Here is a 14,089-nt window from a genome sequence, read left to right as displayed (position 1 = left end):
AACAAAGGTTTAGATTCGTATGGAAATTAAATATCAAGATTCAAAACGTGGTGGTGTATTTTTTATGGAAGATCAAGGACGTCGCCTGGCGGAGATCACTTATCAATGGCGGGGCGATGCCGTCATCATTGCCGATCATACCTGGGTCGATGATTCCCTGCGTGGCCACGGTATTGCCCGAAAAATGCTGGATGTACTGGTCGATTTTGCCCGTGAAAAAAGTTTAACCATTATCCCACAATGTTCCTATGTGGATGTCATGTTTAAACGTGACCAAAGTCTGGCCGATGTCGCAGCAACGACTATTTAACCATCCAAGGGGATTTCCCGAAAGAGAGATGGAGTCTTTCTTTCAAGGCAGGAATCAATATAACCTGTAACAGGGTATATAAACCGAAACCTGCCATCACCCCGGTCATCGCCCAGAAAATTTCTTCAAACTGTTGCAGCATCACTAAAATTGCCATGATCAGCAGGTAACTGGCATGAAAATAAATACGATGTCCAACAAATTTCAAGATCGTCCAGCTAATAAAAATTGAACTGATCAGCAGATTAGTTTGAGCGCTGAATTGCCAATTATTTAAAGTGATGATCAGGATAAAACACACACATAACAAGGCGAGGGTTAAAATCAGATCTTTTAACATCAAGTGATCCTCATGTTCATGGTAGGTGTATGAAAATATTCGTTTAATAATTTAGGCACTATTGTTAAAAGTTTAATCCAGAAATGCAAACTGAAAACCGTGTAAGCAAAAACGGATATTTGCTTAAAAAATAGTCGACTTAATTTAAAATTATTGATTAAATTGTGTTTTTAATTCTTCCCTCTAGAGAGATGGCATGATGCTACAGCTTTGCTATGCCAGTGAACGCATAGAATCTGAACAAGAGTTGTTACAAGATTTGAGCGATATTTTAGCCACTGCCCGGAAGTTCAACCTTCAGCATCAGATTCATGGGGTGTTGTATTATTCCCATGGCAAATTTTTCCAGTGCCTTGAAGGTCAGGCTGAAGTAGTGGAAAGTTTATTTCAGAGCATTTGTCAGGATCTCCGCCATCACAATGTCTTACGTTTTGCAGATGCAATGGTAGAGCAGTCCCATTTCTCGGAATGGTCAATGAAATATGTGCATAAACACAGTGAAATTTCTTCTTTATTTTCACGTTTAGGTTTGAAGCAATTTGATCCACATGCCTTGCAGCAGTCAGGAGTTGCCGAATTCCTCAAAGTGCTGTATCGCCTGGAAGAAAATCAGGCCAGTCTGGCATCGCCAAAAGGTTATAAGCAGCGTGGTTATGTCCCCTATTTTTGATCTGATGGATCAAAGCTGAAAATAAAAAAGTCCGCATGGCGGACTTTTTTTGTCTGATGTAGATTAGCTCATGTCAATCATGACTTTTAAGGCCTTCTCATTGGAGGCATGTTTAAACACATCATAGGCTTTTTCAAAATCGGCAAATTTAAAATGATGGGTCGCCAGTTTTTCTAGGGGCAATTTGCCGGAACAGCAGGTTTTCAGCAACATCCCTGTGGTATTGGCATTCACCAGACCGGTAGTAATGGTCAGGTTTTTAATCCACAGTTTGTTCAGTTCAAAACTCACCGGTTTACCATGTACGCCGACGTTGGCAATATGCCCGCCCTCTTTGACGACATGCTGGCAAATATTCCAGGCAGGCTCCACCCCCACTGCTTCAATGGCACAGTCAACCCCGCGTCCATCGGTAATCTCTAGAATCTTTTGAATGGCATCTTCTTTGGCAGAGTTGATGATATGCGTCGCGCCGACAGTCTTGGCAAATTCCAGCCGATTATCATCCATATCCACCATAATAATATTGGCGGGTGAATAAAACTGTGCGGTGAGCAGACAACTCATGCCGATTGGCCCTGCCCCGACAATCGCGACATTGTCGCCTGGTTTGACATCGCCATATTGCACCCCAATTTCATGTGAAGTTGGCAGGATATCTGAGAGGAATACGGCCACATCTTGATTCAGGCCATCGGGTAAATGATAGAGTGAGGTATCGGCAAAGGGCGTGCGTACATATTCGGCATGGGTGCCATCAATCATATAACCCATGATCCAGCCGCCTTCATTGCGACAATGGGCATAGAGCTGTTTCTGGCAGTTTTCACAGGTTCCGCAGCGGCTGACACAGGAAATAATCACCCGGTCGCCCTTTTTAAAGTTTTGCACGGCGGAACCAACTTCTTCCACAATGCCAATACCTTCGTGACCTAAAATACGTCCCTTAAAGCTGCCCTCTTTACGCGTAGCCTCCTGCTCAATTTCCGGGTTTTTACCTTTCCAGATACCCAAGTCGGTACCGCAGATGGTAACTTTTTCCAGTTTAATGATGGCATCGCTGGGATGCAAAATGGTGGGAACTGGGCGGTCTTCAAAGCGGATATCATTTGCGCCGTAATAGACCATCGCTTTCATCGTTGTCATGACACATCTCCTAATGGAATGAGGAATGAGGAATGAGAATGACCTGACTCAGCGAGAATAATGAACGCCTCGATTGCTTTTATATAGTGACAGCGATGGGCTGATTTATGATCTGGCTTTCAGGCCTATAGATACCTGTGTTCTTCTCGATTGTGCCTTGAGTGATATGGCGCTGCAATGAGTCTTGTGTACAGATTGCAACAAAAGATCATCAGGGAGGGTTCAGAGATAAATCTGCTATTTGGGTCAATATTTAAATCATAGGATTGCAGGATCAGAACAACGGTTCACTTTTTCTCAATCAACGTTTTAATATGCTAAAAAAAGCCCGCTAGGCGGGCTTCTTCACTTCACTTAAATCTGTTTTATGCTTGTAAAACAGTAATCAGCTTCTGATGCAAACCACCAAAACCACCATTCGACATAATTACTACGGCATCGCCCTCGCCTGCCTCTGCTACCACGGTCTGAATGATGTCATCCAGTGTGCGTGCAACTTTGGCCTTGTTTGGCGCAGCCTCAATGACCGGTTGCAGATCCCAGTCCAGTCCTTCCGGTTGATACCAGATCACTTCATCGGCCAGACGTGCTGAATGAGCCAAGCCATCTTTATGACTGCCCATGCGCATGGTATTGGAACGTGGTTCAATAATTGCCCAGAGTTTGCGTTCCCCTAGACGTTTGCGCGCACCTTCTAAGGTCGTATCAATCGCCGTCGGATGATGGGCGAAATCATCATAAACCTCGATACCACGGACTGTGCCTAACAGTTCCATACGGCGTTTCACCCCACCAAAATTCGATAGTGCTTCACAGGCAGTTTCAATCGATACGCCGACATGTTCAGCGGCAGCAATCGTGGCCAAGGCATTGGCCACCGAATGCTGTCCAGTCATATTCCATTGTACTTCGCCTTTGACCACGCCCTGTTGCAGCACTTTGAAATGTGAACCATCTGCTGACAATTGTTCTGCATACAGCTCAGCTTTTTCATTGGCATCCAGACTGGTGCGTACTACAGGTGTCCAGCAGCCCTGCTCCAGCACTTCATCAATATTGCTTTCAGTAATCGGCGCGATAATCCGGCCTTCACTTGGAATGGTACGAACTAGATGATGGAACTGCTTTTGAATTGCGGCTAGATCATCGAAGATATCGGCATGGTCAAATTCCAGGTTATTTAAAATTGCGGTTTTTGGATGGTAATGCACGAACTTGGAACGCTTGTCGAAGAAAGCAGAATCGTATTCATCGGCTTCGACACAGAAATATTTCCCACCACCGAGACGCGCACTTTCCGAAAAGCCCAATGGCACACCGCCAATCAGAAAACCTGGCTCCAGACCGGCTTGATCCAGTACCCAAGCCAGCATCGTGGTGGTCGTGGTTTTACCATGTGTTCCGGCGACACCCAGCACGTGTTTACCTTGCAGAACATGATCAGCCAGGAACTGCGGACCTGAAATATAAGGCAGACCTGCATTCAGCATATATTCGACTGCATCAATACCACGCTTCATGGCATTGCCGACGATCACCAGATCCGGATGAGGCTGTAAATGACTGCGGTCATAACCCTGCATTAAAGTGATGCCCGCATTTTCAAGTTGGGTCGACATGGGTGGATACACATTCAGGTCTGAACCTGTTACCTGGTGGCCCAGATCGCGTGCAAGTAGCGCTAACGAGCCCATAAAGGTGCCACAAATACCCAAAATATGCAGATGCATCTACTTTACTCCGTTCCTGTCTGACCCATCACTTTATATTGGTGCTGTTGTCATGATTTATTCAATTTGCAAGCAACGATAGCAAGGCTTTAGCTGAAAAGATAGTGAAAATTCTGGCCTTGTTGTGGGATTTTTTAAATCCTGTTTCACGGATAAATTCAAAGAAAATTTCAAAGCGATGCAATATCTTTTCGCCAAATAAACCGTAAAATAATTTCGACTTTTTTGCAGAGTGCATGCAAATGCTGCCGGCTTTATTTCTTCTGGTAATTGCCAACTGTTTTATGACCCTGGCCTGGTATGGGCATTTAAAATTTTTGCCGCATGATGCACCGCTCTGGCAAGCGATTTTGTTCAGCTGGGCCATTGCCCTGTTTGAATATAGTCTGATGATTCCGGCGACCAGATTACTGGCGCAGCAAGGACTAGCGGTGGGTCAAATGAAAATTACCCAGGAAGTCGTGACCTTACTGGTCTTCGTTCCTTTTATGATCTTCATGTTTAAGCAGCCTTTTAAACTGGATTATCTCTGGGCCGCTTTATGTCTGTGTGGATGTGTCTATTTTGTCTTCCGTACCCCTTAACTTGATCTAATGGCTCAGCTGAATCAGGGGGAAATGGCTTCTAAATTCAGAAAGTAATTTCTGCCGATCCGGTTCAAATTCTAGTTTATTCAGGCAGCGTTGGATTAATTCAATCGCCATTATTTCTGCAGCCTGTTTTAGTTCAGGTTCGGGTACATTATGTTGAATCATCGCTAAACATTTCAATATTCTCTGATTGAGTTCAATACAACCCACACAATCTCGGGCCATTGGTGCAAAACTACTGTAAATCAAATCCCCGAGATCAAAGATATCCACACTGATATGCGGACAATCCCGCTCCGGTAAATCTTCAGCGGCCTTGCTGTCAATCAGGATTCGGGTTAAGGCATCAACGGCATTAATCGCTGATCCAACATCGTTCACTGCGGGAGACATCGCTTTCTGCCCCACTTCGCTCATCACCACCACACCAAAACGCGGGTCCTGTAAAAAGCTGCGATTGGTTTCAATGATTACATGATTCAAAATGGAGTTTCGGATCTCCTGCTGCTGTTCCGGGCTGAAAGCGCGGTCGCTATATACCTCTGCCAGTGCCGTCATCGGATCCAGAAATTTTCCGGGTAGCTGGGGAAGATGGATATGCAGCTGTTGGCTGACGGCCAGTTGCTCCAGTCCTTCACTATTAAAATTGGTGAAATAGCCGGTCTGGGTACTAAAAACATGAAAGGCAGCTGCTTGCTCTGGACGTTGTCCGGTGGCACCAAAATTCGGCTGATGTCGAAACTCCGCCAAGGCCGTAGAAGCAGCGACTTCAATTTTGTGAATGGTGGTGGTGAGGTTGCCCAGTTGCGACAGGGTGTGTACCCAGCGAATCAGGATATAAATCAGGTACATCAATACCAAAATGGTACTGATAAACAGTACAAATCTACCTGCAGGACCATAATAGCCAAGCCCGAGCGCAATCTTGGCAATTACAGCATAAATAAAAGCCGAGATAAAACTGCTGATAGCAAGGCGGGTATTGTCATCACTCATCATCAGCTGATAGGCACGTGGTGTCCCGCTGGATGAGGCAGACGCAAAGGCTGCGACCATAATCGACAGGGAAAAAGTGGTGACTGCCAGCATGCTGGAAGCAATAATATCTAGCAGGCTGCTCAGAGTTTCAGTACTGATATTGGGAACAGTGCTGGTCGGGATAAAATAGCGACTGGCGATTGCAAATAGCGAGAAAAAGGTCGCAAAGACGGCGCCAAGAGCTGGCATCAACCATAAGTTTTCTGAGGGATTCTGTAGCCAGATTTTTAGTTTGTACCACATAAAAATGCCCTGCCAATGTATAGGTTTTAGTATTAAGTTATTCATTGCAAAAAAGTTTTATATTGATAGTTATACTTTTTTTTGATGTGATGTATGTCCTATTTTTGTATTTTTAGCCGCAAAATTATTGTTTTATTTTTGACCATTTTCCCAACAGATAATTTTAATTCTTGAGCTGAACTTTAGACCAAATCAATTTCAGTCTATAATAGGCAACTCCTATTCAAGCTTGGCTCTCTCGTCGAGATTTATTTTTTCTCACTTTAATCTCTGGAAAATTTGCAATGAATGCGGCTGCTGCACAAGATACTCCTCTCGTAGGTATTATCATGGGTTCTCAATCAGATTGGGCAACTCTCGAACACACTGCCAATATGCTCAAGCAGCTTGGTGTCCCATTTGAAGCCGAAGTTGTTTCTGCACATCGTACTCCAGACCGCCTGTTTGAATATGCTGAGCAAGCGCGTGATCGTGGTATTCATGTAATTATTGCCGGTGCAGGTGGCGCAGCGCATTTACCGGGTATGTGTGCAGCGAAAACTGATCTTCCAGTTTTGGGTGTACCGGTGAAATCTTCGATTTTAAACGGTGTTGATTCATTGCTGTCTATTGTGCAAATGCCAGCCGGTATTGCGGTGGGTACCTTGGCCATCGGTCCTGCCGGTGCCACCAATGCTGCCATTATGGCCGCGCAAATTCTGGGTTTGACCCGTCCAGAAATCGCAAAAAATGTTGCAGATTTCCGTGCAGCGCAAACAGATAAAGTGGCAAGTAACAATATTCCAGGCCAAGCTTAAGTCGAGACACAGATTATGGATAAAACCATCGGTATTTTTGGTGGCGGTCAGCTGGGTCGTATGATGGCGCAAGCGGCACTTCCATTAAATATTCAATGTACATTTTTTGAAGCCAGCACAGACTGCCCTTCTGCTGCTTTGGGTCCGGTGATTTCGAGCCAAGCTGAAAATGGTCTGCAAGACTTTATTAACAGTGCAGATGTATTTAGCCTGGAATTTGAAAACACGCCCCTTGCAGATGTCGATGTACTGACACAAAGCAAGCAATTGCATCCATCACGTCAGGCTTTAGCGATTGCCCAGCATCGTCTGTCTGAAAAAGCTTTGTTTGATGAACTGGCTATTCCGGTTGCACCGTACAAAGCGGTCACTTCACTGGAAAGCTTAGAGGCGGCTGTAGCTGAACTGGGCTTGCCGATCGTACTGAAAACCTCGCGTGGCGGTTATGATGGTAAAGGCCAATTCGTTTTACGTTCGACCGATCAGATGGATCAGGCCTGGGCAGAATTGGGTCCTGCAGGTGAGCTGATTGCAGAAAGCTTTGTCACATTCTCACGTGAAGTATCAATTATTGCAGTACGCGGTCAAGATGGTGATGTCAAAACCTGGCCATTGGCTGAAAATCATCATCATAACGGCATTCTGTCGCACTCGATTGTGCCTGCACCGAACAGCGCAGATTTGCAACCTGTGGCGCAAGATTACATCACTCGTCTGCTGAATCACTTGAACTATGTCGGTGTCCTAACCCTTGAGCTGTTTGTGACAGACAAAGGCTTATATGCCAACGAGATGGCACCACGCGTGCACAACTCGGGGCACTGGTCGATTGAAGGCGCCGTATGTTCGCAATTTGAGAATCATGTACGTGCGGTGGCTGGTTTGCCTTTAGGTTCAACTGAAGTGATCCGTCCAACTGTCTTGGTGAACATCATTGGTCAGCATCCAAAATCTGCAGATGTTCTGGCTCTGGAAGGTGCGCATTTGCATCTCTACAACAAGTCAGAGCGCGAAGGCCGTAAGATTGGTCACATCACCTTGATGCCAAATGACAGCGCGCAATTGTCTGTGCTTTGCCGCCAACTGGCGAAAATTTTACCGAATCCATTGGCATTGAGCGAAGATATGACCATCTAGGCTTTAACTTGCTGATAAAAAAAGCGATCACTTCGGTGATCGCTTTTTTATTTGTCTGCTTTCAGGCATGATTGCGCCTCTTTAAAAATGCCTGCCATTGGTCGGATCAGTTTTTAAATCAATTGCTTACAAACTGATCAATTGAGTATAAATATAACAATTCAATAAAACCTTTTTTACAGCTGAATTTTGCCATATTCACTTGTAGATAAGCCTGAAATCAAAGTTTGAATTTAAAACTGGAAAGTGGTTTTGAATTTAAATTCATAAAAACAAATTCAAATTTAAATCGGGCTTTGAATTTAAACTTGCGCTTTTAAATTCAAAAATATGAATTCAAATTTAAAACTGGATAAATGAATTCAAAGTTTCTGAATTTAAAAATATTAGCCCATTATTCAAATGAATTTAAAATGAAAACTAGTGTAATTAGAGCATGTTGATGATCGTGACTCGCTTTTCCTGAAACAAGTTATCCCCAGTAATTTTTAAATTCAAAACTGATTGCAAGTGTTTTGAATTTGAATTTAAAAATCCCGCTGATTTGAATTTAAATCAGGCTTGTGGATAACTCATGTTTAAATTTAAAGATTACAAAATGAATTTAAAAGTGTAGGAATTATGAATTTAAATTTACGCATTGGCGCTTTAATTTTCATCATGAGCTGCTAAGGTAGGAACATAATTCAAAATCTAAATACTCAAGGGTCTTATGCAACGGCTTGCACTTTTTATTGGTTCTGTGGTCTTGGCTGCTTCACAGGCACAGGCTGAACTTATTATTAATGGTCAACGTGTCACGCCGACTGATTTGACCTCTAGTTCAAATATCCCGAATTATGCCTCCCAAAATAATTTTCAAAACTGTCTCGCCAATTTGCGCAGTCAAGCTGTTGCTAGAGGTGTAAGCGGCAGTACCTATGATCGTTATACCCAAAACTTAAGCCCTGATTATTCAGTGATTGAACGCCTGAATTACCAGCCTGAATTTTCTACCCCAATTTGGGATTATCTGTCTGGTTTGGTGGATGAAGAACGGGTTCAGCTCGGCCGGCAAAAATTACAGCAACATCGTGAGGTGCTCAATCGTGTTGCTGCCACCTATGGTATACCTGCAGAAACGGTAGTTGCGGTATGGGGTGTCGAAAGTAATTTTGGTGATATTTCGGGGAAATATCCTTTATTACAGGCTTTAGGAACTTTGAGCTGTGAAGGTCGTCGCCAGAGTTATTTCCGTGGTGAGTTTTTTACCACTATGAAACTGTTACAGCGTGGCGATGTGCGTGAAGAACAATTAAAGGGTTCCTGGGCAGGCGCATTTGGTCATACCCAGTTTATGCCATCGACTTATGATGAGCTTGCAGTTGATTTTGATGGTGATGGCCGACGTGATCTAGTTTCGAGCATTCCGGATGCACTCGCATCAACTGCCAACTTTTTAAGCAAGCGTGGCTGGCAGAGCGGACAGCCTTGGGGTTTTGAAGTCAAGATCCCTCAAGGCATGTCGGTTTCCGGTGAAGGTCGAAGAAATAAAAAATCCTTGAGTAGTTGGATCAATCAAGGGGTGGTTCGTGCCGATGGTTCGGCATTGGTTCAAGGAAATTTATCGCAATCTTCTCAGGCCGGATTGCTTACACCTGCAGGCCCGAGTGGTCCAGTATTTTTGGTCTTTAAAAACTTTGATGCCATTTATAGCTATAACGCGGCAGAAAGTTATGCCTTGGCGATTGCGCATTTATCCGATCGCCTGCAAGGTAAAGGCTCATTTATGACCACATGGCCTACTGATGATCCGGGAACTTCTCGTGCAGAACGTCGTGAGATCCAGCAATTTTTATTGAATCGAGGTTATGACATTGGTGCGGTAGATGGTCTGATTGGAGATAAAACCCGTCAGGCGATTCGTCAGGAACAGCAGCGTTTGGGCTTAAGTCCTACAGGTCGTGCCGGTCAGCAGATTTTGCGTGCCTTTAGAAATGAAAATGCCAAAAATTTAATGCAATAAAGAGTATTCAAAAAGGAAAAAGGTCTGCATGAATGCAGACCTTTTTTGATGACTGTTTTTGAGTAGCTATATAGTCATGCAAGATAATAGTAATTCGCTGAATTTAAACAGCAGTAATCGTACCAAGCACACGATAACCAGCGGCACCAGTGACTGCAGGTAGGTTGCCATTCAGTTGATTCATAAAACGCATGGCCAGCCAGGCAAAGGCGGTGGCTTCTACCCAGGTTGGACTGAGGCCCAGATCGGCGGTAGTCTGTACGCTCCATTCATGTTTGCGCAGGCGCCAGCGCAACTGCTCCAGTAAATGTGAGTTGTAGGCACCACCACCGCAAACAAAAACCTGTCCGGTATCCATGCCAGAGCGGTAAATTGCTTTTTTAATGGCTCGGGTGGTGAGCTTTAATAAAGTCGCCTGTACATTTTCCGGAGTGTCTTCCAGTTCATCGTATTGTAGGTCATTGCGCCAGTCGGCAATCTGTTCATCTAGCCATTCCAGATTGAAATCTTCACGACCGGTACTTTTTGGGGGTTCTTTAGAGAAGAATTCGTGTGACTGCAAGCGATCAAGCAAACTGCGAATCGGGGTGCCATAGGCTGCCCAGTTACCATTTTCATCAAAAGGCTGACCGGTATAACGGGAACACCAGGCATCCATCAAGATATTGGCTGGTCCAGTATCAAAACCATAAACTTCTTCAGGCTTGCCGGCAGGCAGCAGGCTGACATTCGCTATACCGCCCAGATTTAAAATTACCCGGTGAATACTGTCATGCTGGAAAATATCCTGATGAAATGCCGGAACTAAAGGTGCTCCCTGACCACCTGCCGCCAGATCACGACGACGGAAATCTGAAATCACCGGAATCTGGGTAATTTCAGTAATGATGTTCGGGTCACCAATTTGCAGGGTAAAACCATGTTCAGGACGATGCCGGATAGTCTGGCCATGCGAGCCAATCGCCTTAATTCTGGATTTATCCAGGTTATTTTTTTCAATCAACGTATTAATACCATGACCAATCATTTGTGCCAGTGCAACATCAGCCTTGCCCATGCGGTCAATTTCATTGTCATCCGGCAAGGTCAGTGCCATCAGCTCATCCCGAAGGTCAGGATCAAATGCCAAAGTGAGTGTGGCATGAAGCTGGAGTGGATCAAAAGAAGCAGCAACAATATCGACACCATCCATGCTCGTGCCGGTCATTACCCCAATATAGATCGCTGTCATGGTTATTCTTAAGCCTGCAATATGCTGAAAAAGTGTTAGTATATCGCACAAATTGAGTAACTGATGTATTGGATTTTGTGATGTCAAATTTCCTGCCGGCTGAAGAACAACTTGCCCTCATTCAACGAGGCACCCACGAAATTATTTCTGAAGAAGACCTTCTCAAGAAATTAAAATTGAATCGTCCATTAAAAATTAAAGCGGGTTTTGACCCGACTGCACCTGATTTGCACTTGGGCCACACGGTTCTCATTAATAAGTTAAAAGTATTCCAAGACTTGGGTCATGAAGTGTTGTTTCTGATCGGTGATTACACGGCGATGATCGGTGATCCAACTGGTAAGAGCGCAACACGTCCACCATTGTCACGTGAACAGGTTTTAGAGAACGCTAAAACATATCAAGAACAAGTATTTAAAATTCTTGATCCAAACAAAACCAAAGTGGTGTTTAACTCGGAATGGTTTGCACAAAAAACTGCGGCTGATTTGATTCAACTGGCATCACAGCAAACTGTTGCGCGTATGCTTGAACGTGATGACTTCACCAAGCGTTATAACAACCAGCAGCCAATTGCGATTCATGAATTTTTGTACCCATTGGTACAAGGCTATGACTCTGTTGCGCTGGAAGCAGATGTTGAATTGGGTGGTACAGACCAAACCTTTAACCTGTTGATGGGGCGTACCTTACAAGGTCGTTATAATCAAGAAGCACAAGTCTGTATCACAGTGCCAATTCTTGAAGGTTTAGATGGCGTCAACAAGATGTCTAAATCTTTGGGTAACTATATTGGTGTATTTGATGCACCAGGCGCGATGTACCAAAAAGTGCTTTCAATGCCGGATGCATTGATTGAGCGTTATTTTGATCTGCTGAGCTTCAAAACCATTGAAGAAATTCAACAGTTGTTAAAAGAAGTGGCAGAAGGCCGTAATCCTCAAGAAGTCAAAAAGATTCTCGCGCTGGAGCTGGTCGAGCGTTTCCATGGTGCAGAAGCGGCTGCCAATGCCCATAAAGGTGCGGGCAATATCATTACTGAAGGTGAATTACCTGAAGGTACGCCAGAAGTCACTATTTCGCGTGGCGAGTTTGGTGGTGAAATCTTTATTACCTCGATTTTACGTGAAGCAGGCTTAACCAAAAATGCAGCCCAAGCTAAAGATGCATTAGGCCGTGGCGCAGTGAAAGTGGATTGGCAGACTGTAGATACGACCTATTCTGTGAAAGAGAACGTAACTTTGATTGTTCAGGCCAGTAAAAAAGCAATCGCTAAAGTCACTTTTGTTGACTAAAAAACGGATAAGTTATTGAAATAAAAGCAGGCTTCGGTCTGCTTTTTTTGTTGATGTTCTATATTTAAAAATCAAATAAGTAAAGTCAAAAAAAACCCTATGAAAACAAGAGTTAATTTTTCCCAAATCACTTGCTTTTCATCTTTATTATGTATAGGATTTATTCATCTAGAGAATTCGTTTAGAGCATCTAGAGGGTAGTAAAAATAATAGTACTCCACAACTGAGAAGTCTCTTTTCCAAGAGGCTCTTTTTAAAAGCTTTAAAGCGAATAACTATAATAATGACATAATGGATCGGGTAAAGATTCAATTCTAAGGAGGAGATTTTGGGAGAGATCTCTTCCTTTTTTATTTATTCTGATTGCGTAATCAAAATATAAATCTGCATGCCTACTCTTCTTGTTGAACAACTAAACTTAAAATTAATCAGCAAATCGAACTTAGGTGAATGACCTCTAAGGGTGAGTTCATTTCAATTGACTCCAAAAGAAAAGTGCAAAACATAAAAAATTAAAGCAGAGGTGATTGAATGTATCGCTTTCCAACAGAAGATATTTTTGATGAACAGATCGATTGCATATTACGGTTCTTATTTGAATACCAGCCGGTCGAACAAAAACAGCAACTCTATGGATCTGTCTATACTTTATTTATGCAGCTTGATCTGGCCGCGCATTACTTTTTATTTTCCCTGATTGAAGAGCAGTTACCGCGACGCGCGAAATTATTCTTTATTGCCGAGGATTATCAGGGCAAGAAAGACATGATTGTAGAAGTTATGCAGCACTGGCTTAGACAGCAACAACAGGAAAAAGTCGCTTAATGCAAAATAACAGACTTTATCTTCTATATATAAGTGATCTACGCATGGTTTTGGGATTCGAAAACTAAAAATGAATACCTCTTCTATATAGCAGCCTAAGAATAGGCTTTTATAAAAGCTTTTTACGTCAAAAATAACTCATCAATTGAGGAGTCTAGGATTTAGATCGGTTTGTTGGGCAAGGTAGGGGAATTTTGGTTTTCTTTTGACGAGCTAATTTAAATAAAAGACAAGATTTCAATATCAAAAGGCTAAAAATACTGTTTTAAATATTATTGTGATAGTTTTTAGGTCTAAATGAATTTTCAGTTATAAAAATAAAATGAAGTGTTTAGTGGGTTTATTGCATAAAAACGCTTAAAAATTAGATAAAAAAGCGATTTTTTAGTAATTTTTGTAGAAAAAAAAGACATACGTGAAAAATATAGTGAATTGGGGGTTGCAATGATTCTGAAATCCTCTAGAATGCACCCATACCGACGAGATAGATGGAAACGAACGAAGCAGAATGGCGGAGTTGTTGAGTTTATCGAAGTCCAGCTTCTGGCACTGACGAGGTGTTAGAAAGATCATTAAGAGATTATGAAGAACAACTTGTGTGGATTTTTACTGATTGATTGATCGAAATTATTTTCATTGATTGATGGTAGAAATTACTCGAAGTTTATTTGAGAAATATTTGTCAGAAAATTGATGAGCCAAGATTGGTGCCCTTTAAAGGTACTACTGATT

Annotated in this window: 14 protein-coding genes; 8 read left to right on the top strand and 6 right to left on the bottom strand. The window is 43.0% G+C overall.

Annotated elements, in window-relative coordinates; genetic code table 11:
- Nucleotides 1-19 precede the first annotated feature (19 nt).
- Entirely contained in the window at nucleotides 20-310 is a 291-nt protein-coding gene (locus tag ACP7BU_RS13935; RefSeq protein WP_071851291.1) for a GNAT family N-acetyltransferase, read from the top strand.
- On the opposite strand, the gene ACP7BU_RS13930 is transcribed toward ACP7BU_RS13935, so the two are convergent.
- Nucleotides 303-650, bottom strand: a complete 348-nt coding sequence (locus ACP7BU_RS13930; RefSeq protein WP_071851289.1) for a hypothetical protein — start codon at nucleotides 648-650, stop codon at nucleotides 303-305. The genes ACP7BU_RS13935 and ACP7BU_RS13930 overlap by 8 nt on opposite strands.
- Nucleotides 651-846: 196 nt before the next feature.
- Here ACP7BU_RS13930 and ACP7BU_RS13925 point away from each other — a divergent pair, with 196 nt between their 5' ends.
- On the top strand, nucleotides 847-1,320 hold the full coding sequence (locus ACP7BU_RS13925; RefSeq protein WP_253138706.1) for a BLUF domain-containing protein: 474 nt from the start codon (nucleotides 847-849) through the stop codon (nucleotides 1,318-1,320).
- 63 nt (nucleotides 1,321-1,383) lie between these two features.
- Here ACP7BU_RS13925 and ACP7BU_RS13920 read toward each other — a convergent pair whose 3' ends face one another.
- From ACP7BU_RS13920 to ACP7BU_RS13910, 3 genes are all read right to left on the bottom strand, one after another.
- Nucleotides 1,384-2,466, bottom strand: coding sequence for a zinc-dependent alcohol dehydrogenase family protein (locus ACP7BU_RS13920; protein WP_425880136.1), 1,083 nt, complete (start codon nucleotides 2,464-2,466; stop codon nucleotides 1,384-1,386).
- A gap of 365 nt (nucleotides 2,467-2,831) precedes the next feature.
- Complete coding sequence (gene mpl / locus ACP7BU_RS13915) at nucleotides 2,832-4,196, bottom strand: UDP-N-acetylmuramate:L-alanyl-gamma-D-glutamyl-meso-diaminopimelate ligase (RefSeq protein ID WP_005264469.1); 1,365 nt, start codon at nucleotides 4,194-4,196, stop codon at nucleotides 2,832-2,834.
- Between the two features lie 61 nt (nucleotides 4,197-4,257).
- Nucleotides 4,258-4,434, bottom strand: coding sequence for a hypothetical protein (locus ACP7BU_RS13910; RefSeq protein ID WP_409655296.1), 177 nt, complete (start codon nucleotides 4,432-4,434; stop codon nucleotides 4,258-4,260).
- A 4-nt stretch (nucleotides 4,435-4,438) separates the two neighbouring features.
- Between ACP7BU_RS13910 and ACP7BU_RS13905 the strand changes: the two genes are divergently transcribed.
- Nucleotides 4,439-4,780: a DMT family protein gene (locus ACP7BU_RS13905; protein WP_005245571.1), complete on the top strand. Its 342-nt coding sequence runs from the start codon at nucleotides 4,439-4,441 to the stop codon at nucleotides 4,778-4,780.
- 6 nt (nucleotides 4,781-4,786) lie between these two features.
- Here ACP7BU_RS13905 and ACP7BU_RS13900 read toward each other — a convergent pair whose 3' ends face one another.
- A complete protein-coding gene (locus ACP7BU_RS13900) occupies nucleotides 4,787-6,067 on the bottom strand; it encodes a DUF2254 domain-containing protein (RefSeq protein ID WP_005245572.1) in 1,281 nt (426 codons plus the stop codon).
- A gap of 284 nt (nucleotides 6,068-6,351) precedes the next feature.
- Here ACP7BU_RS13900 and purE point away from each other — a divergent pair, with 284 nt between their 5' ends.
- The 3 genes from purE to ACP7BU_RS13885 all read left to right on the top strand — a co-directional run bounded on the left by purE (nucleotide 6,352) and on the right by ACP7BU_RS13885 (nucleotide 10,006).
- Nucleotides 6,352-6,864 (top strand): 5-(carboxyamino)imidazole ribonucleotide mutase, encoded by a 513-nt coding sequence (gene purE / locus ACP7BU_RS13895; RefSeq protein ID WP_005094870.1) that lies wholly within the window; start codon nucleotides 6,352-6,354, stop codon nucleotides 6,862-6,864.
- Nucleotides 6,865-6,879: 15 nt separating this feature from the next.
- Nucleotides 6,880-8,001 (top strand): 5-(carboxyamino)imidazole ribonucleotide synthase, encoded by a 1,122-nt coding sequence (locus tag ACP7BU_RS13890; RefSeq protein WP_425880135.1) that lies wholly within the window; start codon nucleotides 6,880-6,882, stop codon nucleotides 7,999-8,001.
- Nucleotides 8,002-8,713: 712 nt separating this feature from the next.
- Nucleotides 8,714-10,006, top strand: coding sequence for a lytic murein transglycosylase (locus ACP7BU_RS13885; RefSeq protein WP_425880134.1), 1,293 nt, complete (start codon nucleotides 8,714-8,716; stop codon nucleotides 10,004-10,006).
- 103 nt (nucleotides 10,007-10,109) lie between these two features.
- Here ACP7BU_RS13885 and ACP7BU_RS13880 read toward each other — a convergent pair whose 3' ends face one another.
- On the bottom strand, nucleotides 10,110-11,237 hold the full coding sequence (locus ACP7BU_RS13880; protein WP_216986459.1) for an anhydro-N-acetylmuramic acid kinase: 1,128 nt from the start codon (nucleotides 11,235-11,237) through the stop codon (nucleotides 10,110-10,112).
- Between the two features lie 80 nt (nucleotides 11,238-11,317).
- Between ACP7BU_RS13880 and tyrS the strand changes: the two genes are divergently transcribed.
- Nucleotides 11,318-12,532: a tyrosine--tRNA ligase gene (tyrS, locus tag ACP7BU_RS13875; protein WP_004647151.1), complete on the top strand. Its 1,215-nt coding sequence runs from the start codon at nucleotides 11,318-11,320 to the stop codon at nucleotides 12,530-12,532.
- 531 nt (nucleotides 12,533-13,063) lie between these two features.
- Complete coding sequence (locus ACP7BU_RS13870; protein ID WP_005104912.1) at nucleotides 13,064-13,357, top strand: hypothetical protein; 294 nt, start codon at nucleotides 13,064-13,066, stop codon at nucleotides 13,355-13,357.
- Nucleotides 13,358-14,089: the final 732 nt, after the last annotated feature.

It is taken from the genome of Acinetobacter sp. 40AMC3-4 (assembly GCF_049898185.1).
Lineage (GTDB): Bacteria > Pseudomonadota > Gammaproteobacteria > Pseudomonadales > Moraxellaceae > Acinetobacter.
The sequence above is the reverse complement of the archived record's forward strand: the minus strand, read 5'-3'. Positions and strand labels throughout refer to the sequence as shown.

Excerpts from the sequence above, each read along its gene's own strand:
- ACP7BU_RS13935 (WP_071851291.1), top strand. The coding sequence starts at position 20 with ATGGAAATTAAATATCAAGATTCAAAACGTGGTGGTGTATTTTTTATG.
- ACP7BU_RS13930 (WP_071851289.1), bottom strand. The coding sequence starts at position 650 with ATGTTAAAAGATCTGATTTTAACCCTCGCCTTGTTATGTGTGTGTTTT.
- ACP7BU_RS13925 (WP_253138706.1), top strand. The coding sequence starts at position 847 with ATGATGCTACAGCTTTGCTATGCCAGTGAACGCATAGAATCTGAACAA.
- ACP7BU_RS13920 (WP_425880136.1), bottom strand. The coding sequence starts at position 2,466 with ATGACAACGATGAAAGCGATGGTCTATTACGGCGCAAATGATATCCGC.
- mpl (WP_005264469.1), bottom strand. The coding sequence starts at position 4,196 with ATGCATCTGCATATTTTGGGTATTTGTGGCACCTTTATGGGCTCGTTA.
- ACP7BU_RS13910 (WP_409655296.1), bottom strand. The coding sequence starts at position 4,434 with ATGCACTCTGCAAAAAAGTCGAAATTATTTTACGGTTTATTTGGCGAA.
- ACP7BU_RS13905 (WP_005245571.1), top strand. The coding sequence starts at position 4,439 with ATGCTGCCGGCTTTATTTCTTCTGGTAATTGCCAACTGTTTTATGACC.
- ACP7BU_RS13900 (WP_005245572.1), bottom strand. The coding sequence starts at position 6,067 with ATGTGGTACAAACTAAAAATCTGGCTACAGAATCCCTCAGAAAACTTA.
- purE (WP_005094870.1), top strand. The coding sequence starts at position 6,352 with ATGAATGCGGCTGCTGCACAAGATACTCCTCTCGTAGGTATTATCATG.
- ACP7BU_RS13890 (WP_425880135.1), top strand. The coding sequence starts at position 6,880 with ATGGATAAAACCATCGGTATTTTTGGTGGCGGTCAGCTGGGTCGTATG.
- ACP7BU_RS13885 (WP_425880134.1), top strand. The coding sequence starts at position 8,714 with ATGCAACGGCTTGCACTTTTTATTGGTTCTGTGGTCTTGGCTGCTTCA.
- ACP7BU_RS13880 (WP_216986459.1), bottom strand. The coding sequence starts at position 11,237 with ATGACAGCGATCTATATTGGGGTAATGACCGGCACGAGCATGGATGGT.
- tyrS (WP_004647151.1), top strand. The coding sequence starts at position 11,318 with ATGTCAAATTTCCTGCCGGCTGAAGAACAACTTGCCCTCATTCAACGA.
- ACP7BU_RS13870 (WP_005104912.1), top strand. The coding sequence starts at position 13,064 with ATGTATCGCTTTCCAACAGAAGATATTTTTGATGAACAGATCGATTGC.